This is a genomic window from Ralstonia flatus (genome assembly GCF_958439105.1).
Taxonomy (GTDB): Bacteria; Pseudomonadota; Gammaproteobacteria; order Burkholderiales; family Burkholderiaceae; genus Ralstonia; species Ralstonia flatus.
The window spans coordinates 38,751-61,788 of record NZ_CAUDLI010000002.1 but is presented as its reverse complement, the minus strand read 5'-3'; the positions used below and the strand labels follow the sequence as shown (position 1 = coordinate 61,788).

Here is a 23,038-nt window from a genome sequence, read left to right as displayed (position 1 = left end):
ATCGCCACTAAAGCGAACCTGTTTCTGCGTACGCCAGCGCAGTTTCAGCGTGCGCGTGCGTACCCGAATCTGCGTGCGCAATCGCTTCTGCCATTTCCGTACTTCTTTTTGTTGCAGGATTTCCCTTGAAAGCAAGCACACGCTTCGAAAGCGCTATCCCAGTCTTCATGCGTACCCGTTTCTGCGCCCATCCTCTGGGCGGTCCGCGCATGGGTACATTGCTCCGGGCTTCAGTACGACGGGAAGATTCACAACTTTCATCGCTGAAACCTGGGCGACAGGGTTGGTTTGCCGATACTTCGGGCCCTTGATCGCAGGCCACCGTACCTGTTTCTGCGGGTAAAAAGCCTTATCAGCCAAGGGCTTGGCGTAGCAGCCTGCAAAAGGAGCGTACCTGTTTCTGCGTAAGCGCTCGCAGAAACGGGTACGCCTCAACCCAGGTCTTTACGCAGAAACGGGTTCGCGTTGCGCCGTGCGGCGCGCGCAATGATGCGCAGAAACGGGTACGGCCAACTCTCCGCTGGTCCGCAGAAACAGGTACGCCGTCGCTGTGTCATCCTGCGCGCTCGGATATTCGGGAATGTGTACCCGTTTCTGCGAAGGCACGCGCAGAAATGAGTACGCCAATCGCTGCGCAGGCCGCGTCGTTTCGGGCTTTCGCAGAAACGGGTACGGTTGCTCGAGAGGCGTCGACCTCCCCTGGCCCAGGCGGCGCGCGCTACCGAGGGCGTGCACGCCCATGGTGTTTCGGGCATGATGCGCATCCCGCGCGCCGGCCTGGCACTTGGTTGGCGCGTTTTCCATCATTCGATTCGCATGAACCGTATTTCAACCGTGCCGCCTGCGGGCGCCGGAATCTTGCTAAGAGTAGCCTCGCCCCATGGCGGGCGTGCATCGGGGGAGCGGGGCGCAGGACAGCGCCAGCCAGCGATGACACTTCACAACAAGAGGAGACAACCTGAATGACCTGGATTGCCCGCACCTTCAAGCTCGAGGAACACCAGACCAACGTCCGCACGGAAGTGCTTGCGGGGCTGACAACGTTCCTCACGATGGCGTACATCATCTTCGTCAACCCGAACATCCTGGCCGACGCCGGCATGCCGCACAACGCAGTGTTTGTCGCCACCTGCATTGCCGCGGCGATCGGCACCATCATCATGGGGATGTACGCGAACTACCCGATCGCGATGGCGCCGGGCATGGGCCTGAACGCCTACTTTGCGTATGCGGTGGTCAAGGGCATGGGCTTTACGTGGCAGGCGGCGCTGGGCGCGGTGTTCATTTCCGGCTGCCTGTTCCTGCTGGTGAGCGTGTTTCGCATTCGCGAGATGATCGTCAACGGCATCCCGCATTCGATTCGCGTGGCGATCACGGCCGGCATCGGGCTGTTCCTGGGCATCGTGTCGCTGCGGGGCGCAGGGCTGATCGTCGGGAATCCGGCGACGCTCGTGACGCTGGGCGATGTGCACCAGCCGTCGGTCATCCTGGCGGTGATCGGCTTCTTTGTGATCGTGGCGCTGGACCACCTGCGCGTGAAGGGCGCCATCCTGATCGGCATTCTGGCCGTGACGGCTGCGAGCTTCTTCTTTGCCGGCAATACGTTCCACGGTGTGGTGTCGATGCCGCCGTCGCTTGCGCCCACGCTGATGCAGCTCGACATCATGGGTGCGCTGTCGGTCGGCATCCTGAACGTCGTGCTCGTGTTCTTCCTGGTGGAGCTGTTTGACGCGACCGGCACGCTGATGGGCGTGGCCAACCGCGCGGGCCTGCTCAAGCAAGGCAAGATGGATCGCTTGAACAAGGCGCTGCTGGCGGACAGCACGGCCATCATGGCGGGCTCGCTGCTGGGCACGTCGTCGACCACCGCCTATATCGAGAGCGCTTCGGGTGTGCAGGCGGGCGGCCGAACGGGGCTGACTGCGCTGACGGTGGCCGCGCTCTTCCTGCTGTGTCTGTTCTTCTCGCCGCTGGCGGGCGTGGTGCCGGCCTATGCGACGGCGCCGGCGCTGCTGTATGTGTCGTGCCTGATGTTGCGCGAGCTGGTCGACCTGAACTGGGAAGACACCACCGAGGCCGTGCCTGCTGTGCTGACAGCCCTGATGATGCCGTTCACGTATTCGATCGCCAATGGCGTCGCGTTCGGCTTCATCACCTACGCGGGCCTGAAGCTGTTCACGGGCCGCATGCGGGAGGTGCCGGTCATCGTGTGGATCATCTCGGCGGTGTTCCTGTTCCGCTTCTTCTATCTGTCCGGCGGGCACTGAGCGCCGGGCCTTGAAGCGAGCCACAACGAACGCGGACTTTCAGGTCCGCGTTTTTTCTTTGGGCATTTGCGCCGAAGCGTACCCATTTCTGCGTGCGATTGCGCAGGCGAGCGTACCCGTTTCTGCGTGCTGCCGTCGACGATTCAACGGCAAAGCGTACCCAATTCTGCGGACGAGGTAAGCGACAACTGTCGCGCAAATCGCGCCGACAATTGGTTTCGACAATGCGTTGATGCGGCGCCCACGCGAGCAGGGCGTACCCGTTTCTGCGCGATGTGTGGAGGAATGTCAGGTGGACGGCACGGCCAGTTTGTGGGCGGCGTCGGCAATGCTGGCGGCCAGATCGGCTTCGCGCGCACGCACCGCGACGCTCGGCAGCGCCGCAAGGCCGAGCGCGTGCGCAACGTCGGCTGCCGGCTCACCGGTGGCAAGCCGCTCGCGCAAATGGGCACCGCGCACGCTGCGCAGTGAGGCATTCTCGAGGCGCACAGCCGCGTCGGCGTGGCCGATGGCGCGGGCGTATTCAGCGGCTTCGCCCAGCATGGCCTTGACGATGAGCAGGAGTTGCGAACGCGAGGCGATGCCCTTGCGTTCGCCGAAGTCGCGGCGCAGGGCGGGCGAGTCGATGATGGTGCCGTCTGCGCGTCGCGGCGAACGCTTGCGCACCGACAGCAGCAGCGGCGTGGCCTCGTCCGGCAGCGGCAGTGGCGACAGGCCGAAAGCCGTGCGGTACTCACGCAGTGCAGACATCAGCGCATCGCATGGCAGCCAGCGCTGCGCGCGGCCCGTGCCGACCGCCAGAAGCCAGACCGATGCCGGCAGCTGTGCGTCGGCTGTTGCGTGCGAGGCCGGCACGGCGTGGAGCGCCACGTCACCCATCCGCGCGCTCACCAGTTCCGACACACGCATGCCCGCCTGGGCGAGTAGCACGGCGAGAAAGTGATCGCGCGCCTGGCGCAAGCGCGCTTCCCGGCCAAGGGCCACGCGCGCCCGCACGGCGTCGATCACCAATGCCATATCCGACGCGCCCAGTGCGGTGTCCACGTTGGACGTTGCGAGCGCTCTGGGCGCGCGCGCATTCGGCACCGGTACGGTAATGACGATCGCATCGTCATCGAGAAACGGGTTCGCGCGCAGATAGCCCGTGCGCAGCAGCCAGCCGCAGAGGTTCGCCGCGATGATGCTGCTTTGCCGCGCGGAACGTGCCGAGAGCGGACCACGCAGCGGCGTCCAGTTGGCATCGTCACGTTCGGTGCCGCGCGCGCTGACCGCCCATGCAGGCGGTTCTTGCAAAAAGCGCAGATAGGCCGATGCGTCGTCGCGCTGCCAGCTTGCGATCGGCTTACCGACGGTGCGCGCATACCAGCACACGCGCTCGGCTTCCACGCGGTACTGCGACAGCGTGGAGGCACTCACCGCGCGCGCGCCTGAAGCCCTTGCCGCAAGCCATGCCTGCACGCGCTCGCGCTCTTGGGCGAATGCCTGCAGAGCGGCCTGGGAAGCGGCGTTGTCGGGACGAGGCGCGGCGTCGGCGGGGCGTGGTTCGAGCATGCGAAGCGGGTGTGGCGCACAAAGAAAAAACAGATCGCGCAAGTATAGCGATCCGTACTCGCAGGCGGCCGTGCGTGCCGATTCGAGGAAGTCTTCAAGCGCGATGGGCACGTGCCATGCTCAATGCGGGAACGTCGCTTCGTGTGTCGGACGCCTCCGACAAAACGATCGGAACCGGTTCGATAGGCGCGCGGAATGTGCGCGCTTATCTTCAGCTCCGCAAGTCGACAACAACGACCATGGGCGTGCGATGCATGCGGCCCGATTCATGAAAAGACTCTCCCTCCGAGGTGCAAGATGAAGATACAGATCAGGAAGATCGTCGCCGTGTTGGCGCTGGGTTCGTTAGGTGTATTGGCGGGGTGCGGTGGCGGTGACAATGACATCGGCCAGATCATCGGCACCAGCGCGCCGCAGTACCGCACGGTGCACGCGAACCCGTTCATCGGCAACGTCGATTTCGGGGTGAACGGCACCACGAAGATCTCGAATGTCGCGTTCAAGAACGTCAGCAACTACTTCGGCATCGACGCGACGGCCAGCACGGCCACGGTGTCCAACACGGGCAGCAGTACGCCGTTGGCCTCAACCGGATTCACGCCGGCCAACGGCCACCGCTATACGGCGCTGGCCATCGTGGGCGCCAACGGTTCGGCCACGAGCCTCGCGCTGATCGATGATCCGTACAACAAGTCGATCCTGTCGGACAAGGCGCGCGTGCGTGCCTTCAACGCTTCGTACAACGCGCCCAACGTCGACGTCTACGTGACTGCGCCGAACGTCGATCTTTCCGCCATCGCACCGACCATGAGCGGTGCCGCCTATGGGGGCGCATCGCCGGCCAGCACGCAGGATTCGATCTATGTCGATGGCGGCACGTACCAAGTGCGCGTGGCGACGGCGGGTACGAAGAACATCATCTTCACCTCGCAGCCGTTCAGCCTGGGCAACAACGCCGACTGGCTGATCACGACGCTGCCGGCGGGGGGCGTGGGTGCCGTTACGCCGAACGCGATTCGCGTGCTGGTGGCCCAGGCCAATGGCGCTTCCCAGACGGCCTCCGAATTGCCCTCGCAGTAACGTCGCTTATCGCCCTATGATGCGGTGCTACGGCACCGCATTTTTTTTCGACGGCGGCCTCAGGAATGAAAACTGCTAACGAAGGGCGCAATGAGTGAATCCGTAACGGGCTGGTCGGCACCCGTGCGCGCGGCGCGCGAGACGCGTGCTGCACTGGCCGCCACGAAGCAGGTTGATGTGTTCTGGGTAGACGATCCGCTGACGGGAACACGCTTGCACGTGAGCGCCGGTGCGCAGACGTGGGGCGTGCAGGCCGACGCCTTGTGCGGTGTCCGTGACCGCTGGCTTGCCCATGTGCATGCGGACGATCATGTCGCGCTGCGTGCCGCCTGGGACGCCCTGGCGCAGGGGCAGGCGTTTGCGATCGAATACCGCTTGCTTGGCTCCGATGACGGCGAGGCACGCGAATACCGCGTCCGCGAACGCGGCTTTCTCGTGCCCCCTCTCGACGGTGTCCCCGCCCACGCCGTGGGCCTCGTTGAAGACGTCACGCAGGGCCAGCAGACCCTGGCCGCGCTCGCCGAGTCGGAATTCCAACTGCAATGGCTGACTGAAAGCGTGCCGTTTCCGCTCGTGCAGATCGACCCCGAGCACCGCGTGCGCTTTGCCAACCGGGCTTACGCACAGCGCCTTGGCTTCGGGTCTGAAGACGTGCTGGGGCGCCATCTGCGCGAGGTGATGGGCGAGGCCGCTTATGCGCGTGTCCTGTCGCACCTGAACGATGCCTTCTCGGGGCAGAGCGTCGAGTTCGAAATGGAGTTGCCGTATCCGGCCAGTGTGGGCCGTCGTTTCGTGCATGCCGCGTATTCGCCGCAGCGCGGTCCGGACGGCCGCGTGCAAGCGCTCGTCTGCGTGGTCGAAGACATTACCGAACGCAAGGACGCCGAGCAGGAGCGCTTTCGCCATCAGCGCGAATTCGTGACGCTGGTCGAAAACGCACCCGACGTGATCGCCCGGCTCGATCGAGAACTGCGCTGCGTATATGTCAATCGCGCCGTCACCGAAGCGTTTGGCGTGACGCCTGCCGTGATGATCGGCAAGACGCTGGCGGCCTCGCCGCTCTCGGCTGACATCGCGCATCCGCTGGAGGATGCGGCGCGCCGCGCCTTCGCCGCGGGCGAGGAGCAGACGATCACGCTGCATTTGGACGTGCAGGCCGGGCGTCCGCGCACTGCCCACTACAACGCGCGTGTCATTCCGGAAGCCGATCGGAGCGGCGCGATGGAGTCGGCGCTGCTGATCGTCTATGACGTGACCGAGCGCACCGAGGCCGAGCGCGAGCGCGACGCGCTGTTGCTACGCGAACAGGCCGCGCGCGCCCAGGCGGAAGCCGCCGCACTGGCCCGCGACCAGTTCCTGGCGGTGGTGTCGCATGAACTGCGATCGCCGCTCAACGGCATTCAGAATTGGGCCTACGTCCTGGAAAGCCAGGTGGCCGGTGGCGCGCCGCTCATGCAGCGCGCGCTGGCGGGCATCAAGACCGGCGTCGAGCAGCAGGTGCGCCTGATCGAAGACCTGCTGGACGCCACGCGTGTGATGAGCGGCAAGCTGCGCCTGACGCGCGCACCGTTCGCGCTGCGCACCGCCCTGGAGGGCGCGCTCAACAGCGTGCACACGCTGGCCTCCGAACGCGGCATCACGCTGCACACCACCATTGATGTGAACGAACACGAGATCGACGGCGATGCCGATCGTGTCGAGCAGATCGTCTGGAACCTGCTGACCAACGCCATCAAGTTCACACAGGAGGGCGGCGACGTCTGGCTGTCGGCCGATCTGTTGGGCGAGGTCGCGCGCATTGTCGTGCGCGATAACGGCCGCGGGATTGCACCTGCCTTCTTGCCGTATCTGTTTGATCCGTTCCGGCAGGCCGATGGTGCGCACACGCGGCGCACAGGCGGGCTTGGGCTGGGGCTGGCGTTGGTCAAGCGGCTGACCGAACTGCACGGCGGCCGCGTGTATGCGCGCAGCGAAGGCGACCAGCATGGCGCGACATTTACCGTGTACCTGCCGCTGCATGCCGGCGCGGATCTCATTACGCCGCTGGCCGAAGACCCCGAGCGCACGGGGCCGCTGCCGTCACTGGCGGGCCTGCGTGTGCTGCTGGTCGACGATCAGCAAGACGCCCGCGACGCGCTGGCCACACTGCTTACGCAGGTCGGCGCGGAAGTCGGCAGCGTGGGTTCCGGCCACGAGACGATGGCGCTGCTCGATGTCTGGGCTGCACGCGGTGAGGCAGGGCGTCCGCAGGTGGTGGTGTGCGACATCGCGCTGCCCGATGAAGACGGCTACGCGATCCTGCAGAGAATCCGCGCCTGGGAACACGAGCATCTGCCCGCGGGCGCAGCGCCGATGGTGGCCATCGCGCTGACCGCCTTTGCACAGCCGCATGACCGCGCCCGGGCGCTGGCCACCGGGTTCCAGGAACACCTCATCAAGCCCGTATCGCCGTACGACCTCGTGCGTACGCTGCGCACCCTGGCGATGCCGGTTTCGACGGCGTCGTAGTCGGCCCCGGGGCACAACTTTTGCGCAGAGAACGGTGAACCACTTTCTCTGCCATGCCAGCCGACCCGACGCCCCCCTCCGTTACGTCCGAACCGCTGCACGCCGGCCTGCTTGATGGGCTGCGGCAGCCTGCATGGCGCGTGGCGATGGTGCTCGTCGCCATTGGCGGCACGCTGGTGTTTCTGCAATGGGCGCGCGCGTTTCTGGTGCCGTTCACTTTGGGCGTGGTGCTCGCGTTTGCGTTGAATCCGGTGGTGGTGTGGTTGCGGCGCTGCCATGTGCCGCGCCCCATCGCTGCAGGTATCGTGGTACTGGGCCTGTGGATCGGTGGTGCGGTGCTCGTCTTTGGGATGCAAGACGGGGTATCCGCCATGGCAGCCCGGCTTCCCGTTGCGGTTGAGCGCATGGCGCAGGCGGTGGACGGTATGCGTGGCCACATGGGCGGCGCGTTCGACAAGGTGCGCGAGGCCACGGTCGCGCTCGAGCATGCCGCCGAAGGCGTGCAAGGAAAACCGGCACCCGCGCCCGCCAGGCGTTCACCGGCAGCGGCACCGGCCGAGCCGCCCACGACGCAGCCCGTGCTGCCGCTGCGCGAGTTTCTATGGACCGGCTCCGCCAATCTGTTTGCGCTGGCGGGGCAACTGGTCGTCGTCTCGTTTCTCGTCTACTTCCTGCTCGCTTCCGGCCAGGCGCTCAAGCGCAAATGGGTGCGCGCGGTGGGCAATACATTGAGCGAGAAGAAGCGGGCGGTGCGCATGATGGCGGTTATCGGCACGCAGATCCAGTATTCGCTGCTGGTGCTGTTTGCGACCAACATCGTGCTGGGCATCCTCACCACGGTGGCCTTTGTGCTGCTGGGCATGGAGGACGCGGCGGTCTGGGGCCTGGCGACCGCCGTGCTGCACTTCGTGCCGTACCTAGGTTCGGTGGTGATTGCCGTGGCCAGTGGCATTGGCGCGTACCTGCAGATGGGTGCATGGTCGGATGCGCTGATGGTGGCGGGCGTCACGCTGCTGCTGGCCACGCTGGTCGGCACGCTGCTCGTGACGTGGCTGCAGAGCCGGGCGTCCAAGCTCGATCCGTGCGTCGTCTACATCGGCCTGCTGCTGTGGGGCTGGCTCTGGGGCCTGTGGGGCTTGCTGCTCGGAACGTCCATCACGGCGATGATCAAGGTCGTATGCGATCACGTCGACCGGCTGCGGCCGCTGGGTACGCTGCTGGGCACGACCGACGCGCCGGCCGGCGTATCGCAGCGGCTGCTCGATCGACTGCGAGGCCGCCATACGCGACGCTCGCCGCGCGTGCGCTGATTCCTTCTGGATCACCTTGCGCAGCAAGCGTTACAAGCGCGCATGTAACCCTTACGCAACCATCACGCCACGACGCAAGCGAACACGTCGGTGCGCTGCAGCGTCTTCATCGCGCCGTTGTGTAGCGGTGATGCCGGTCTCGTCCGCGGCGCGGCGTACAGATGCGTTGCGGGCACGTCGGTTGCGGTGCGCAAGGCATTCAGATCACGTCCGCAGGAGGGCGCCATGAACCGACTCCGCCCCGCCTTATGCGGCCCCCATCAGCGCGGCGAACGTCCGGCGGGCACGACCCCGCCGCGTGCGGCCGGCGCGGGCCAAAACATCCAAAGCATCGACAAGATGCATGGCGACGCCGAGCACGACGAGCCGGCGTCGAGCGCGGCCAAGCGGCTGCCGCACGAGCGCGACCAGGATCTTGAAGAGCAGCGTTCCGAACCGCGCAGCAGTGCCAAACAGGCCGCACGCGACATCGAAAGCGGGCAGCTCGATACCGATCTGCACGACACCCCCGGCGTCGAGCGCGTCGTGCGCGACCGCCATGCGGCCAACCGCGACGATGGCGATCGCCAGGTCGCGCATCGCAGCGCAGACGACCTCGCGCACAAGCGAGGGCAGACGGGCGCCCCCTCGCACCGCCGCGACGAAAACAAAGGTTGATCGATCCATGCGCATTGCTTATGTGACCGAAACCTGGCCGCCGGAATTGAACGGCGTGTCGCTCACGGCCGCACGCACCGTGGCGTTCCTGCAGACGCGCGGGCACGACGTGATGCTGGTGCGTCCACGCCAAAGCGCCATCGACGCCGGCAAGCCTGCACTTGCGGACGACACGTTGCGCGTGCCCGGCGTGCCGATTCCGTTGTATCCGGATTTGCGCATGGGCTTGCCCGCACGCCGGCGGTTGCTCCGCGCCTGGAGCACCTACGGGCCCGAGCTGGTGCATGTGGCCACCGAAGGGCCGCTCGGCTGGTCTGCCATTCGGGCCGCGCGGCAACTCGGCGTGCCGGTCACGTCAGATTTCAGAACGCGCTTTGACGAGTACGGCCGCCACTACGCGTGGGAGGGCGCCGTGACGTTGGTGCGCGCGTATCTCCGCGCCTTTCACAATCGCACCGACCGCACCTTCGTTCCCACGCGCGAATTGCAGCGGCAGTTGAGCGAACTCGATTTCGAACGCCTGACCGTCAGCACCCGCGGCGTCGATGCATACCGCTTTACACCGCAGGCCCGCAGCGATGCATTGCGCACGCAGTGGGGCGTCTCGGCCGATACGCCGGTCGTGCTGACGGTCGGGCGTTTGGCGTTGGAAAAGAACCTGGGTGTCGCGCTCGATGCGTTTGATGCTGTGCGCGAACGCGTGCCGCAGGCTCGCCTCGTCATGGTGGGCGATGGTCCGCAGCGCAACGCACTGCGCAGGCGCTGCCCCGATGCCATCTTTGCCGGCACCCAGCATGGCGAAGCACTGGCGGCGCACTACGCATCGGCGGACCTGTTTCTCTTTCCGAGCGTGACGGAGACCTTCGGCAACGTGGTGGTCGAAGCCATGGCGGGTGGCTTGCCCGTGGTGGCCTTCGACACCGCTGCGGCGGGCATGCACGTGCGCAGCAGCGAAAACGGCTTGCTCGCGCGCGTTGGTGATGCGGCGTCCTTTACGCGGCATGCCGTCACCCTTGCCACGGACGCTGGCTTGCGGCAACGCTTGGGTCAGGCAGCCCGCGTGACGGCGCAGACGCTCGATTGGCCGCGCGTGCTCGAGCGCTTTGAAGACGCGCTCATCGCCGTGCACGATGCAGCCACCAACGGGGAGGCCTACCATGGCGACCCACGCCTGGCCTGACTGGAAGCGCTGGCGGGAGCGTGATCGGCAGCTCGCCGTGGCGCTCAATCATGTGGCGGGCAATGCGTCGGCGATGCGCTTCTATCGCGGTGTCAGCCGCCTCGGCGACGGAATGCTCTGGTATGCGTTGATGGCGGCGTTGCCCGTGGTGGGCGGTGAAGCGGGCTGGGAATGCGCCAAGCAGATGGGCCTGACGGGGCTGCTCTCGCTCATCATCTACATCGTGCTCAAGCGCGGTGTATGCCGCCCGCGCCCGTATCTTTCCTGCGAAGAAATCCACCTGTGCGGGCGCGTGCTCGATCAGTTCAGTTTTCCATCGGGCCACACGCTGCATGCGGTGTCGTTCAGCATCGTGATGGCGGCGTATTACCCGCGCATGGCGCTGGCGCTCGTGCCATTCACGCTCATGGTCGCCCTTTCTCGCGTCGTGCTCGGCCTGCATTACCCGAGCGACGTGCTCGCGGGTGCCGGGCTTGGGATGCTGATCGGCGGATTGTCGGTGTGGCTGTTCTAAGGCCCGCGCTCAGTACGATGTTTGCGCCTGCCCGGTGACGGTGGTCTCCGGGCCGCCCATCCAGGCCTGCGCCAACACCTGCGCAAAGCCATTCTTGGTGACGGGCGTGCGCGTCTCCAGGCATGCCGCAAGCAACTCCTGCCAATGGCGAATGACATCGGGATGGGCCGCGTCGGCCGGATGCAATCCCAGGCGCAGCAGCGGTGCGTCGGCATGCCGCTGTGCCAGCCAGCGCAGGTAATACCGAGACACCAGCCGGCGCGCCGGCGAGCGAACGCTATACGTCAGGCACGGTGCCTTGAGCGGGCGGCGCGGGTGCAGCAAGTAAAAGCGCTGCAGCGTGGTCGTGTAGCGCAGTGGCAGCCCGTCGAGCGCTTCCCACGTGGCCGGGTTCATCAGCCATGCCGGCGCGACAAAGCCATGCAGCGGCCAGCCGTTGGCGGCAAACCATGCTGCGCCGGCTTCGATGCGCGCACGCGCGGCTGCCAGCGGAATCGCAGAGAACTCGCCTTCACCGGCCGTGTAGCGCGTGCGGATCAGTTGGTCGATCAGGCCCCCGGGAGGTTGGTCGTCCAGATGCGCATAGCCGTGCAGTACAAGTTCATCGCCCTCCGCCAGGCATTCGCTCATAACGCGGCAAAAGCGCTCGCTGTTGCGGGCGGTCGGGCCGCGATAGAAGTTCGGAATGACGAGCAGCGATTTGGGTACGCGCGCCACCTCGTCCAATGCGGAGAGCAACACCTTGCACGCAGGCCAGGTGGCCGGCGTGACATCGTGCATGGCGAGGATGAGATAGCGCGACATGATGGACAGATCGGTGTGGACTACCGGCCGCGCGATGCACGCACGCGTTCGCGAGCCGGCGGGAGTGTTGTTTCAGCGGCGGTGCCAGTCTGGCGGCCGAGTAGGGCGAGATAACGGTGCAGCAGCTGCGGCAACACGGCCCGCCAGTCGTATTGCATGGCATGGCGGCGCGCGGCGTGCGCGAGCGTCACGGGGTCTCGTTGGCGCAGCGCCTGGAGCGCCTGCGCAAAATCGTCAGCGACGCAGCGTGGCACGGCATAGCCGACGTGCTCGTCCACGAGCTCGCTCAAGCCGCCGGCTGCGCACGTGACGACGGGCACGCCGCTGGCCATCGCTTCCAACGCGACGAGGCCGAAGGTCTCCTGATCGCCCGCATGCACAAAGGCATCGGCACTGGCCATGGCGGCGGCCAGGTGCTGCGCATCGCCTTCATAAGCGAGCGCGCGCACGTTCTTGCCGCGCGGAGGTGTCGGGCCCGAGCCGATGGTGACGAGCACGCTGCCGTCGTCGAGCTTGTCCACCGCGTCGCAGAGTACGTGCAGGTTTTTCTCCGGCGCATAGCGGCCAACGTAGAGCAGCACGCGCGCATCGCGCGGCAGGTCGAGCTGTTCGCGCCAGCGCAGCGAGCGCCGTGCGGGGTGGAACAGGCGCGTGTCCACGCCCAGCGGCTGCAGTTCAATGCGTTGCACGCCCAGGTCCGCCACCTTCTGCGCGATGTAGCGGCTGGGCACGAACACCGTATCGAAGTGGGGATACAGCTTGCGGGCATACGCCGCTGCGGCCAGCTCGGCCGGCGGACCACCCAGCCGGCGGAAGAAGGCGGGCAGATCGGAGTGATAGAACGCCGCCACGGGCACCTGCAGCCGCGCGCCTGCATGTACCGCCGCCCACGACAACCGATATGGGTCGCCGGCTTCGATCAGGTCCGGCGATAACGCACACAGTGCACGTATGGCAGGCCCCGTGCGCAGCGGAATGCGATAGCCGTGCGAGAGCGGCAGCGGCACACCCGGCACCACGGCGACCTCGTTGCTGGCGTCGTCCGCCGTGCCCGGCACAACCAGCGTGTGCCGCCAGTGCGTGGAGCGCAGAAAGTCGTGCTTGGCGCGCAGGTAGCGTTTGACGCCACCGCTTTCCGCCGCCCAGAACATCGTCACGTCCGCCAGATGCAACGAGGCGGCCGTGGCATCGCCGTCGTGGCGATGCGGGTAGTGATCGGTGGGCAGCTTGCGCACGGTGGTCAGACCTGGCGCCGCATTTCCGCCGGCGCAATGCGCATGAGCCCGCGATACTTGGCGACGGTGCGTCGCGCAACGATCACGCCCTGCTCGGCCAGCATCTTCGCGAGCGACACATCCGAGAGCGGTGCGTCCGCGTCTTCGGCTTCGATCATCTCCTTGAGCAGCGCCCGCACCGAGGCCGCCGAGCATGCGCCGCCCGTGTCGGTCGCCAGCTGGCGCGAGAAGAAGTACTTGAATTCGAAGATGCCGCGCGGCGTGGCCATGTACTTGTTGCCTGTGGCGCGCGAGATGGTCGATTCGTGCAGGCCGAGTTCTTCGGCCACGTCACGCAGCACCAGCGGCTTCATGGCGACCTCGCCGTATTCGAGGAAGTGCTTCTGATGCGCGACGATCGCCTCGGCCACGCGCTGGATGGTGGCAAAGCGCTGCTGCGCGTTGCGGATCAGCCAGCGCGCCTCCTGCAGCTGATGCGCCAGCGGCGTGCGATGGTGACCGCGCGTCTGCGCAAACAGCTCGGCGTACACCTTGTTGATGCGCGCGCATGGCGCCACCGCCGGGTTCGTCAGCGCAATCCATTTGCCCTTGATCTTGGTGACGATCACGTCCGGCACGATGTAGCCGGCATGCGCCTGCGAGAAGCGCAGCCCCGGGCGCGGGTCCAGCATGCGGATCAGTGCGCAGGCCTCGCGCAGCTCGTCTTCCGTACACCCGAGCGCACGGCGCATCTGCGTGAATTCGCGCTTGGCCAGACGCGGCAGGTGGCTGCGCACGATGTCCTGCGCGATTTCCTGGATGCGCTCTTCGGCTTCGGTGTCGGCGGGGCGCGCTTCGATCTGCAGGCGCAGGCATTCGGCAAGGTCGCGCGCGGCCACGCCCGGCGGATCCAGGCTCTGGACGAGCGCCAGCGCAATCTGCATTTCCTTCTCGGTCGGCGGCGGTTCCACCGGCGCCAGCGGGATCAGTTCGGAAAGCAGCTGGCGCAGGTAGCCGTCGTCGTCCAGCGCTTCGATCAGCGTCTGTGCGACCAGGCAGTCGCGCTCAGACAGGCGATAGCTGCGCAGCTCCTGATGCAGATGCTCGCGCAGGCTCGGCGTGGAGTGCACCCATTCGCCGATGTCGCTGTCATCACCGTCGCCATGGTGGGCGCCGCCGTGGCTGTAGTAGGTGCTGAAGTCGGTGGGAAAGTCTTCCGATGCGGCCAGCGTCGCGTCGGTCTCGATGGCGCTGGTGGTGGTTTCCAGCGGGGCATCGTCGACAGGCGCGTGGTCGGCCGCGGCGCCGTCCAGATCGGCAGGAGTGGCAATGTCGCCGGTGCGCGCGACATCAGGTTGCGCACCTGCTTCTTGCTCGACTTCTTCCAGGAACGGATTGCTTGCGAGCGCTTCTTGCATTTCCTGCGCAAATTCGGTTGCAGACAACTGCAGCAGCTTGACGGACTGCTGCAGCCGCGGCGTTAGCGCGAGATGCTGCTTCGCACGCATTTCCAGAGCGGCCTTGACCATTCGCCTTGCCTCCTTTGGTGAGTGGGCGTCGACATTGCCGTCGACAGGTCACCGCATCGATGCAAAGGGTATGCCATGTCAGCAAACCCAGTCGCCACAAGGCTTTACGGGCGGCGGGCACGCCGGTTTCTACATGGTCATGTCGTTTTTATATGCGCAGTGTTGCCGGCACATGACAGGGCGGGCCCGGGCAGGTAGTGCGCTGGCCCAGGCAGACGGGTGGCAGCGCGGGTACATGCGTTGCTGCGGTAGGAGGCGGGAGACGCGCCGCCGTGCGCTTCCATTGCCTTCTTATCGAGCATCACATCCCAGGAGAAACCACATGCGAACACGTTTCCTGAGCGCTGCGCTTGCCAGCGCAATCTTCAGCCTTGGTATGGGTACCACTATGGCCCAGACGACGGCCGCCCCGGTCGACAACCAGGAATCCAGCAATCCGACCAAGGCGCCGGGCAAGCGCACCGACCCGCCGTCGTCGACGGCCGATCGCACGGCCAATACACCGATGGCCGGCAGCGAAGCGGCACCGGCGGCGGGCGGCAGCGATACCAGCAAGCCGGCGCACAAGAAGCATCGCCACCACAAGAAGTCCGGGTCCACCGTGCCGGGCGGCACGAACAGCGCGGGAGACATGTCGCACTCGGGCGTGCAGGCCGGCGGCAATGACGCGGCCACGACGACCGGTAATTCCTACCCCGGCAGTTCAAAGCAAGGTCAGTAACGTTGAAAGAAAAGGGCTCGCCATGCCGATGACACTCACCACCGCCGTCCGCACGGGCCCGCGCGCCCGCGCGGAAACCGAACCGGCACCGCGCCGGCCCGCGCCCGAACCGCAGGAGCGCCGACGCCACGAGCATCCCGGCGAGCGCGCGCACGCGCATCCGCGCTAAACCTCAGCGCGGATGCACGGGTACGGCGTTACCAGGTTGAGGCTTGGAGAAGCGCCGCAGTCAGGCCGCCATGGCGGCGGCTGCGGTGCTTTGATAGAGGTCGAGACGGTTGTACAGCGTTTTCAGGCTCACGCCGAGCGTCTTGGCAGCCTGGCGCTTGTCGCCGTGAAAATGCTCCAGCGTCGCGAGGATCATCGCCCGCTGCGCGTCCGCCAGTGTCACGCCCACCGACAGGCTCAGCACACCTTCCTTGACCGTCGGACGCGCCGGGCCGCGCGCCGGAGCGAGCGGCGTGGCAAGCTCGACGGTTTTCTCGCCGAGGATGTAGCCGCGCTGCACGGCGTTGCGCAGTTCACGCACATTGCCGGGCCAGGTCTGGCTGCGCAGGGCCGTCAGCGCCTGACGCGAGAACACCTTGTCGGTCTGGTGCGCGGCATTGAACTGGGCGAGAAAGTGCAGGGCCAGTTCTTCGATGTCGTCGCCGCGATCGCGCAGCGGCGGCACATGCAGCGGCACCACCGCCAGGCGGTACATCAGATCTTCGCGGAAGGCCCCTTCGCTGACCGCCTCAAGCAGGTTGCGGTTGGTGGCAGCGATGATGCGCGCGCGCGTCTGGATCGGCTCGGTGCCGCCCACCCGCATGAACACGCCGGTTTCGAGCACGCGCAGCAGCTTCACCTGCATCTCGACCGGCATCTCGGTGATTTCATCCAGGAAGATCGTGCCGCCGCAGGCGTGTTCAAAGTAACCGATATGGCGCTGGGCAGCCCCGGTAAAGCTGCCCTTTTCGTGGCCGAACAGTTCCGATTCGATCAGGTTGGGCGAGATGGCGCCGCAGTTCACGGCGATGAAGGCTTGGTCGGCGCGCGGGCTCATGTCGTGCACCGTGCGCGCGATCAACTCCTTGCCGGTACCCGACTCGCCCATGATGAGCACGGTGGCCAGCGTGCCGGACACCTTGCCGATCTGGTCGTACAGCGCGCGCATGACCGGCGAGCGGCCGTAGAGGTGGCCGAAATCCGGCTCGGCAACAGGTTGGGCAGGAGGCGTTTCAACGTCGGGCGCTACGCGCTCGGCGTCGTCAAAGTCGGCCAGGGCAGGGGGATAGCTCAGGCGCCCGGCGGTCACGGCACGTTCGTCGGCGAAGGCTTCGCTCAAGGACATGGCTCCCTCGTGGTTGATCGCGACGGGGACGTCCTGGCGAGCGGCTGCATCTTCAGCGATGCAGTCTCCGGAAGGCTGGGTACGTCGTCATCCCGTCACATTGTGTTGAAAAGTTGAGCCATTATCAGGGCCGCCGAAGCGCGTTGTATGTCGGGCGTGCGCTGACGTTTCTTCCATCCTGTCGGCCAAACGCTGACAAGAAACGGGCCTGAGACGCAGATGCCGCGCGGCTTTCACATTTTCATGCGGCGAGAAGTGTCCATTTCGGCCCGAGGGTGGCGCCGGCCCGACCATCTCAACTATGCTGATTGCGATGTCCTTCCGCGACGGACGCCGGAGTGATGTATTCGATCCATTTCTTGCACGGTCCCGTGTAAAAATTACCGACGCCCCGCGCCGATGCGGGTTTTGAAGCGCGATTGCGTAGGTTGTATTGGATGGAATACTTTTTGCACCTGCCGCCGGTTCTGCAGCCAGGCGCACCGTCGCGCCATGCATGACCGCCGGCACATGCCGGCTCATCCAACCACATTGAGATGCCACATATCCTGATTGTCGAAGACGATGCCAACGCGCGCGCCGCTCTGGGTGAGCTGGTGGGTGCCGAGGGCTTCACCACCGCGCTGGCCGGGTCGCTGCGCGATGCGCGCATTCAGATGTCGCGTCACAGCCCCGATGCCGTGCTGATCGATCTTGTCCTGCCTGACGGCAACGGCATGGATCTGATGGAAGACATCGCGCCGCACTCCGGCACCGAGATCATCGTCATGACGGGCCACGCCAGCGTGGAAACCGCCGTCGAGGCGCTGCGCATGGGCGCGGCCGACTACCTCGTCAAGCCGGTCAACTTCCAACGTTTGAAATCGGTCCTGGCACGCATTCCGCGCCCCGGCGATCTCAAAGCCGAGATCGGCAATCTGCGGGGCGAGTTGCGGCGCCTGGGCCTCTTCGGCCAGATGCTCGGCAACTCGACAGCGATGCAGACGCTGTACGACCAGGTCAGCCGCGTGGCGCCCACCGAGGCGACTGTGCTGCTCATCGGCGAGTCGGGCACCGGCAAGGAACTGGCCGCGCAGACCATTCACGACCTCAGCCTGCGTCGCAAGCAGCCGTTCCTGCCGGTCAACTGCGGCGCCATTTCGCCCAACCTGATCGAGTCGGAAATGTTCGGCCACGAGCGCGGCAGCTTCACGGGCGCGGATCGCCAGCACAAGGGCTACTTCGAACGCGCCAACGGCGGCACGCTGTTCCTCGATGAAATTACCGAGATGCCGATCGAGCTGCAGGTGAAGCTGCTGCGCGTGCTGGAAACCGGCGTATTCATGCGCGTGGGCACCAACCGCGAGATCGACTCCGACGTGCGCGTGATTGCCGCCACCAACCGCGACCCCGAAGAGGCCGTGGCAGACGGCAAGCTGCGCGCCGACCTGTATCACCGCCTGAACGTGTTTCCGCTGCAATTGCCGCCGCTGCGCGAGCGCGGCAAGGATGTCGAGCTGCTGGCCCAGCATTTCCTCGACCAGCTCAACGCGCAGAGCAATACCAAGAAGGCATTCCTGCCGCCCGCCATGGAGACGCTGCGCAGCTACCACTGGCCGGGCAATGTGCGCGAACTGCGCAACTACGTGCAGCGCGCATACATCCTGTCAGACGACGCCGGCATCGATACCGCCAACGTGCCGCTGCAGGTGTCGAGCACGCAGACCACGTCGGGTTCCACGCTGACGATTTCGGTCGGCACATCGCTGGCGAGCGCCGACAAGAAGCTCATTCTTGCCACGCTCGAGCAATGCGGGGGTGTGAAAAAGCGTGCGGCCGAGCTGCTCGGTATCAGCCTGAAGACGCTTTACAACCGGCTTGAGGAATACGGCAACAGCAGCGGCGAGGACGGCGGCGAGGGCAACAGCGCTGGTTCCGGCCGCGCGCATGCCACCGAGGCATAGCCCGGCCTCCTGGTGCGGTACGCGGCTTGCTGATCCCGTGGGGTATCCGCCCCATGGCGGCAAGCTCACTCAACTGCACAGGAGGTCACCATGCTGCGTTATGCAGTCGTCTTTTTCATCATCGCCCTGATTGCGGCCGTGCTCGGGTTTGGCGGCATCGCTGCCGGCGCAGCGAGCATCGCCAAGATTCTGTTCATGATCTTCGTGGTGCTGTTTGTGGTCAGCCTCATCTGGGGTCTGGTCGCGGGCAGAGGATGACGCCGGGATGATGCGCACAGCTTTCAACCCGGCTCTCACGATGCCATGCAACTCCAGGAGCGCTGACTGATGGAACCGTCTCAAACCAATCCCTTTCCCAAATCCGATGCCAACGGCAACCTCATTCGCGGCGACGTGGCGCAAGCCGCCGAGCGTGTGAAGGCGACCACCGCACAGGCCATCGACCGCACTGCCGACGCTGCGGCCACCGCGCTCGACGAGGCGGCTGCCAAGCGCGAGCAACTGCGCGCTTCACAGCAGCGGCTCATGAGCGATGCGGCCGAATGCATGCGCTCGCATCCGCTTGCGACGATTGGCCTGGCGTTCGGCGCGGGCTTTCTCATCAGCCGGCTGCTGGGCGGCGGTAACGACTGAGGGCCAACGCCTCCCTTTGACGGCGGCCACGGTCGCGCGCTTGCGCGCGCGCCGTGCGCTGACTAGGCTCAAGGTCCAGGCCGGCATTGCGCTGGCCGCATCGCTTTGCAAGGAACCTCCATGCGCCTGGCTGCCTGCTTCGACCGCGCCCTGCTCAAGCGATCTGCCCAGGTACTGATCGGGGCAGTGCAGCAGTGGTCTGCGCATCGCGCCGCGAGCAAGGGCGCGGCGTTGTCGTTCTACACGTTGTTCTCGATGGCACCGGTGCTGGTGCTCGTGATCTCCATTGCGGGCTTGTTCTTCGGCGAACAGGCCGCGCGCGGCGAAATCTTTGGGCAGATCGAAGGACTGGTCGGCGCGCAGGGCGCCTCAGCCGTGGAAGCTGTGCTCGCTGCAACCCGGCGCTCGGGCAACGGCCTGTTCGCGGCTGTCACTGCCGTCGTGCTGTTGTTGGTGGGCGCCACCACGGCGTTCTCCGAACTCAAGGACAGCCTCGATGAACTTTGGGACGTTCCGCCACGCCAGCAACCGGGGCTCTGGGGTTTGCTGCGCTCGCGACTGCTGTCATTCAGCCTGATCCTCGTGCTGGCGTTTCTGCTGCTGGTGTCGCTCACCATCAACGCGGCGCTGGCGGTGGTGGAGCGCTTCTGGGGCGCCTTGTGGTCGGGCTCCACTTCGGGCATTGCGCTACTGGTGGCCCAGGTGGTGTCGTCGGCGTTTTCGTTTGCCGTCGTGGCGCTGCTGTTCGGCACCATCTTCAAAATGCTGCCGGAGACGCGGGTGGCGTGGCGCGACGTCGCCCTCGGTGCTGTCGTGACGGCGCTGCTCTTCACGCTGGGCAAGCACCTCATCGGCCTGTATCTCGGCAACAGCGCGGTGGCATCGTCTTACGGGGCGGCAGGCTCGGTTGTGGCGCTGATGCTGTGGATTTACTACTCGGCGCAGATCTTCTTCTTTGGCGCGCTGGTCACGCGGCAATATGCGCTGCAGTTCGGCAGCCGTCAGTACGAAGCGGCGGGCCGGGCCCATGCCGCCGCGCAGGCGGCGTTGCTCAACCCGGCGCTGGCGGCCACGCTGTCCAATGGAGCGACGACGACGGGCAGCACCGCCAGCGCCCCGCGCGACGGGCGCTAGGGCGGCGTAAGGTCGGTCAATCCCGCGTCAACTGCTCCAGCAGCATCCCCGCGACGAAGGCGAGGCCGACCGTAATGACCGGATGCTGACGCACGGAGCCGCTCGCCTGCTCCGAGACATTCGCGTGCAAGTTCTTCAACTGCTCGGTGCGTTTGTCGAACTGCGTGAGCGCGGTTGAAAGGACGCTCGCGAGCCGGTCGATGCCCTCGGCGGTCGCGTCTTTCACGCGCTGTGCGGTGTGGTCGATCTGCGGATGCAGCGTGGTGACGGTGGCACCGTTGGTGCCGTTCGCGCCGTTCGTGCCATTGCTGCCGGGCGACTTCGGGTTCAGTTCGGTCATGTGGGCCTCCTGAGCTGGGTAACGTCACCCTCGTGACAAGCAACCGCCATGCCCCAACGTTGCGCGCTGCCAAAAGAAAAGGGCCACGACTGTGGCCCTCGACACGGTGAGGAACTGCGCGGCTAGCCGACCGTCACCACGGTCTTGCGCACGGCCCAGATTTCAGCTTGCAGGGCGAGTGCGGCGAGTGCCTGCAGGCTTTGCTGCGGCAGGGCCTTGATCCGTTTGCGGCGATTGGTGGCACGCTGCTGACGCGCCGCGCGCACGCTTTGCTCGTCGAGTTGCCACGCCTTGCGGGTGGTCTCGAGGATGCGTTGCACTGCCGGATCGACAGGGATTCGACTACGCACGATGTTGGACTCCTTGCTTCTTTGCTTCTTTCAATGTCGCGGCGTACCCAAAGGCGGGTTTCGCGACGGACTCCACAATACGGGAGCTTCATGACAACTTCGATAACACCTGCTCCGAAAGGGTTGTCAGTGCATTCCCACAACGGGTTGGTCTCCTCCGTCCGGGGGACGGTTCCTAGGGAGTTTCCCGCGCTTGCCGCCCGGATCAGTTGATCCTAAGCAAGGGCGCCGATCGCGTACAATCTCGGCTGCCCCGGATTGACAACGCCGTTCGGGCAGTCCATCGGCCGCCGGGATGACCCGCCAGCCAGCGCACTTGCCACGTGCGCAACCCTCCGCATTTTTCACTCCTTCCCTTTCGGTTTTTTGCCCGTGAGTACGCTGCAGCAGGAGATCCGGCGCCGCCGGACGTTCGCCATCATTGCCCACCCGGATGCGGGTAAAACCACGCTGACCGAGAAACTGCTGTGGTTCGGCGGCGCCATCCAGATGGCCGGCGCCGTGCGCGCACGTAAAGCCAACCGCCACGCCACCTCTGACTGGATGGAGATGGAAAAGCAGCGCGGCATCTCCGTCACGTCCTCGGTGATGCAATTCCCGTACCGGAACGATGGCGGCGACTACATCGTCAACCTGCTCGACACCCCGGGCCACGAAGACTTCTCGGAAGACACGTACCGCACGCTCACGGCCGTCGACTCCGCCGTGATGGTGATCGACTCCGTCAACGGCGTGGAAGCGCAGACCATCAAGCTGCTCAACGTCTGCCGGCTGCGCAGCACGCCCATCCTCACGTTCATCAACAAGCTCGACCGCGAAGGACGTGCGCCCATCGAGCTGCTCGATGAAATCGAAAGCGTGCTGCAGATCCAGTGCGCCCCGATGACGTGGCCCATCGGCATGGGCAAGTCGTTCAAGGGCGTGTATCACCTGGTCAACGACACGGTGCAGCTGTTCGACCCGAACGCCGACAGCGAGAAGGGCGCCACCGCCGGCCTGATCCAAGGTCTGGACAACCCGGAGCTGGATCGCGTGCTGGGCTCGCAGGCGGAAGAACTGCGCATCGACATCGAACTCGTGCGCGGTGCATCGCACACGTTCGACAAAGAGGCGTTCCTGGCCGGCAAGCAGTGCCCGGTGTATTTCGGTTCGGCAGTGAACAACTTCGGCGTGCAGTCGCTGCTCGATGCACTGGTCGACCAGTCGCCCGAGCCGCTGGCGCGCCCCACCGAAACGCGCGAAGTCAAGCCGATGGAAGAGAAGTTCACCGGCTTCGTCTTCAAGATCCAGGCCAACATGGACCCGAAGCACCGTGACCGCATCGCGTTTGTGCGCGTGTGCTCGGGCCGCTTCGAGCGCGGCATGAAGCTGCTGCAGGTGTCGACCGGCAAGACGGTTGCCATCAACAACGCCATCACCTTCATGGCGCAGGACCGCAACACCACGGAAGAGGCCTTCGCCGGCGACATCATCGGCGTGCCCAACCACGGCACGATCCGCTTGGGCGATGCCTTCACGGAAGGCGAGGCGCTCAAGTTCACGGGTATCCCGTCGTTTGCGCCGGAATTCTTCCGTCGCGCGCGCCTGAACAACCCGCTGCGCCTGAAGCAACTGCAGAAGGGTTTGCAGCAGCTGGCCGAAGAAGGCGCCACGCAGATGTTCCGCCCGCTGGCATCGAACGACCTGGTGCTGGGCGCCGTGGGTATCCTGCAGTTCGACGTGGTTGCGCACCGCCTGGAGCACGAATACGGCGTCGATGCCATCTTCGAACCGCACGAATGCTCCACCGCCCGGTGGCTGCGCGGCAAGCAGGAAGATATCGACAAGCTGATCGACAAGGCCGGCCACAACGTGGCGCTGGACGGTGCCGGCGACTACGTGTACCTGGCGCCGAGCCAGGTAAACCTGCGCCTGACGCAGGAGCGCTTTCCGGACATCCAGTTCATGGAAACGCGGGAAATCGTCTAAGC

At 65.6% G+C, this 23,038-nt stretch carries 22 protein-coding genes; 13 read left to right on the top strand and 9 right to left on the bottom strand.

Going from position 1 to position 23,038, the window contains the following annotated elements; all coding sequences use genetic code 11:
• Nucleotides 1-962 precede the first annotated feature (962 nt).
• Nucleotides 963-2,267 carry an NCS2 family permease gene (locus R2676_RS03995; protein ID WP_206273855.1) on the top strand — a complete coding sequence of 435 codons (1,305 nt, stop codon included), beginning with the start codon at nucleotides 963-965 and terminating at the stop codon, nucleotides 2,265-2,267.
• A 288-nt stretch (nucleotides 2,268-2,555) separates the two neighbouring features.
• Here the strand turns inward: R2676_RS03995 and R2676_RS03990 are convergent, their stop codons facing one another.
• Nucleotides 2,556-3,818 (bottom strand): integrase, encoded by a 1,263-nt coding sequence (locus R2676_RS03990; RefSeq protein ID WP_206273854.1) that lies wholly within the window; start codon nucleotides 3,816-3,818, stop codon nucleotides 2,556-2,558.
• 297 nt (nucleotides 3,819-4,115) lie between these two features.
• On the opposite strand from R2676_RS03990, the gene R2676_RS03985 reads away from it, so the two are divergent.
• The 3 genes from R2676_RS03985 (at nucleotide 4,116) to R2676_RS03975 (ending at nucleotide 8,716) form a co-directional block, all read left to right on the top strand.
• Nucleotides 4,116-4,898, top strand: a complete 783-nt coding sequence (locus R2676_RS03985) for a DUF4397 domain-containing protein (protein ID WP_206273853.1) — start codon at nucleotides 4,116-4,118, stop codon at nucleotides 4,896-4,898.
• A 90-nt stretch (nucleotides 4,899-4,988) separates the two neighbouring features.
• Nucleotides 4,989-7,406 (top strand): hybrid sensor histidine kinase/response regulator, encoded by a 2,418-nt coding sequence (locus tag R2676_RS03980; RefSeq protein ID WP_206273852.1) that lies wholly within the window; start codon nucleotides 4,989-4,991, stop codon nucleotides 7,404-7,406.
• A gap of 53 nt (nucleotides 7,407-7,459) precedes the next feature.
• Nucleotides 7,460-8,716 carry an AI-2E family transporter gene (locus tag R2676_RS03975; RefSeq protein ID WP_206273851.1) on the top strand — a complete coding sequence of 419 codons (1,257 nt, stop codon included), beginning with the start codon at nucleotides 7,460-7,462 and terminating at the stop codon, nucleotides 8,714-8,716.
• Between the two features lie 62 nt (nucleotides 8,717-8,778).
• On the opposite strand, the gene R2676_RS03970 is transcribed toward R2676_RS03975, so the two are convergent.
• Nucleotides 8,779-8,943, bottom strand: a complete 165-nt coding sequence (locus R2676_RS03970) for a hypothetical protein (RefSeq protein WP_206273850.1) — start codon at nucleotides 8,941-8,943, stop codon at nucleotides 8,779-8,781.
• Between the two features lie 19 nt (nucleotides 8,944-8,962).
• A complete protein-coding gene (locus tag R2676_RS03965; protein WP_316856916.1) occupies nucleotides 8,963-9,382 on the bottom strand; it encodes a hypothetical protein in 420 nt (139 codons plus the stop codon).
• Here R2676_RS03965 and R2676_RS03960 point away from each other — a divergent pair.
• Nucleotides 9,381-10,553, top strand: a complete 1,173-nt coding sequence (locus R2676_RS03960; RefSeq protein ID WP_206273848.1) for a glycosyltransferase family 4 protein — start codon at nucleotides 9,381-9,383, stop codon at nucleotides 10,551-10,553. The two genes, R2676_RS03965 and R2676_RS03960, sit on opposite strands and share 2 nt — an antisense overlap.
• Nucleotides 10,531-11,067: a phosphatase PAP2 family protein gene (locus R2676_RS03955; RefSeq protein ID WP_027679628.1), complete on the top strand. Its 537-nt coding sequence runs from the start codon at nucleotides 10,531-10,533 to the stop codon at nucleotides 11,065-11,067. The genes R2676_RS03960 and R2676_RS03955 overlap by 23 nt, the downstream gene beginning before the upstream one ends.
• 9 nt (nucleotides 11,068-11,076) lie before the next feature.
• Here the strand turns inward: R2676_RS03955 and R2676_RS03950 are convergent, their stop codons facing one another.
• The 3 genes from R2676_RS03950 to R2676_RS03940 are packed head-to-tail and all read right to left on the bottom strand — an operon-like array spanning nucleotide 11,077 to nucleotide 14,614.
• A complete protein-coding gene (locus R2676_RS03950; RefSeq protein ID WP_206273847.1) occupies nucleotides 11,077-11,871 on the bottom strand; it encodes a DUF2334 domain-containing protein in 795 nt (264 codons plus the stop codon).
• A gap of 20 nt (nucleotides 11,872-11,891) precedes the next feature.
• The gene (locus R2676_RS03945) at nucleotides 11,892-13,106 is read right to left on the bottom strand and encodes a glycosyltransferase (RefSeq protein WP_206273846.1); all 1,215 of its coding nucleotides are present in this window, start codon (nucleotides 13,104-13,106) and stop codon (nucleotides 11,892-11,894) included.
• 5 nt (nucleotides 13,107-13,111) lie between these two features.
• The gene (locus R2676_RS03940; RefSeq protein WP_206273845.1) at nucleotides 13,112-14,614 is read right to left on the bottom strand and encodes an RNA polymerase factor sigma-54; all 1,503 of its coding nucleotides are present in this window, start codon (nucleotides 14,612-14,614) and stop codon (nucleotides 13,112-13,114) included.
• A gap of 322 nt (nucleotides 14,615-14,936) precedes the next feature.
• Here R2676_RS03940 and R2676_RS03935 point away from each other — a divergent pair, with 322 nt between their 5' ends.
• Together R2676_RS03935 and R2676_RS03930 are read left to right on the top strand one after the other, a co-directional pair.
• Nucleotides 14,937-15,335 carry a hypothetical protein gene (locus R2676_RS03935; RefSeq protein WP_206273844.1) on the top strand — a complete coding sequence of 133 codons (399 nt, stop codon included), beginning with the start codon at nucleotides 14,937-14,939 and terminating at the stop codon, nucleotides 15,333-15,335.
• Nucleotides 15,336-15,357: 22 nt separating this feature from the next.
• Complete coding sequence (locus R2676_RS03930; RefSeq protein ID WP_180815215.1) at nucleotides 15,358-15,504, top strand: hypothetical protein; 147 nt, start codon at nucleotides 15,358-15,360, stop codon at nucleotides 15,502-15,504.
• A gap of 60 nt (nucleotides 15,505-15,564) precedes the next feature.
• Here the strand turns inward: R2676_RS03930 and R2676_RS03925 are convergent, their stop codons facing one another.
• On the bottom strand, nucleotides 15,565-16,668 hold the full coding sequence (locus tag R2676_RS03925) for a sigma-54 interaction domain-containing protein (protein WP_102065644.1): 1,104 nt from the start codon (nucleotides 16,666-16,668) through the stop codon (nucleotides 15,565-15,567).
• 536 nt (nucleotides 16,669-17,204) lie between these two features.
• Between R2676_RS03925 and R2676_RS03920 the strand changes: the two genes are divergently transcribed.
• The 4 genes from R2676_RS03920 to R2676_RS03905 all read left to right on the top strand — a co-directional run bounded on the left by R2676_RS03920 (nucleotide 17,205) and on the right by R2676_RS03905 (nucleotide 20,378).
• On the top strand, nucleotides 17,205-18,611 hold the full coding sequence (locus R2676_RS03920) for a sigma-54-dependent transcriptional regulator (RefSeq protein WP_206273843.1): 1,407 nt from the start codon (nucleotides 17,205-17,207) through the stop codon (nucleotides 18,609-18,611).
• A 90-nt stretch (nucleotides 18,612-18,701) separates the two neighbouring features.
• Nucleotides 18,702-18,869, top strand: coding sequence for a DUF1328 domain-containing protein (locus tag R2676_RS03915; RefSeq protein ID WP_004632450.1), 168 nt, complete (start codon nucleotides 18,702-18,704; stop codon nucleotides 18,867-18,869).
• A gap of 69 nt (nucleotides 18,870-18,938) precedes the next feature.
• On the top strand, nucleotides 18,939-19,244 hold the full coding sequence (locus R2676_RS03910; RefSeq protein WP_027679634.1) for a hypothetical protein: 306 nt from the start codon (nucleotides 18,939-18,941) through the stop codon (nucleotides 19,242-19,244).
• A 120-nt stretch (nucleotides 19,245-19,364) separates the two neighbouring features.
• Nucleotides 19,365-20,378: a YihY/virulence factor BrkB family protein gene (locus tag R2676_RS03905; protein ID WP_206273842.1), complete on the top strand. Its 1,014-nt coding sequence runs from the start codon at nucleotides 19,365-19,367 to the stop codon at nucleotides 20,376-20,378.
• A gap of 16 nt (nucleotides 20,379-20,394) precedes the next feature.
• Here R2676_RS03905 and R2676_RS03900 read toward each other — a convergent pair whose 3' ends face one another.
• A complete protein-coding gene (locus tag R2676_RS03900) occupies nucleotides 20,395-20,718 on the bottom strand; it encodes a hypothetical protein (RefSeq protein WP_102065640.1) in 324 nt (107 codons plus the stop codon).
• A gap of 122 nt (nucleotides 20,719-20,840) precedes the next feature.
• Nucleotides 20,841-21,068: a hypothetical protein gene (locus R2676_RS03895; RefSeq protein WP_206273841.1), complete on the bottom strand. Its 228-nt coding sequence runs from the start codon at nucleotides 21,066-21,068 to the stop codon at nucleotides 20,841-20,843.
• Between the two features lie 372 nt (nucleotides 21,069-21,440).
• Between R2676_RS03895 and R2676_RS03890 the strand changes: the two genes are divergently transcribed.
• Complete coding sequence (locus R2676_RS03890) at nucleotides 21,441-23,036, top strand: peptide chain release factor 3 (RefSeq protein WP_027679638.1); 1,596 nt, start codon at nucleotides 21,441-21,443, stop codon at nucleotides 23,034-23,036.
• The last annotated feature ends 2 nt before the right edge of the window (nucleotides 23,037-23,038 follow it).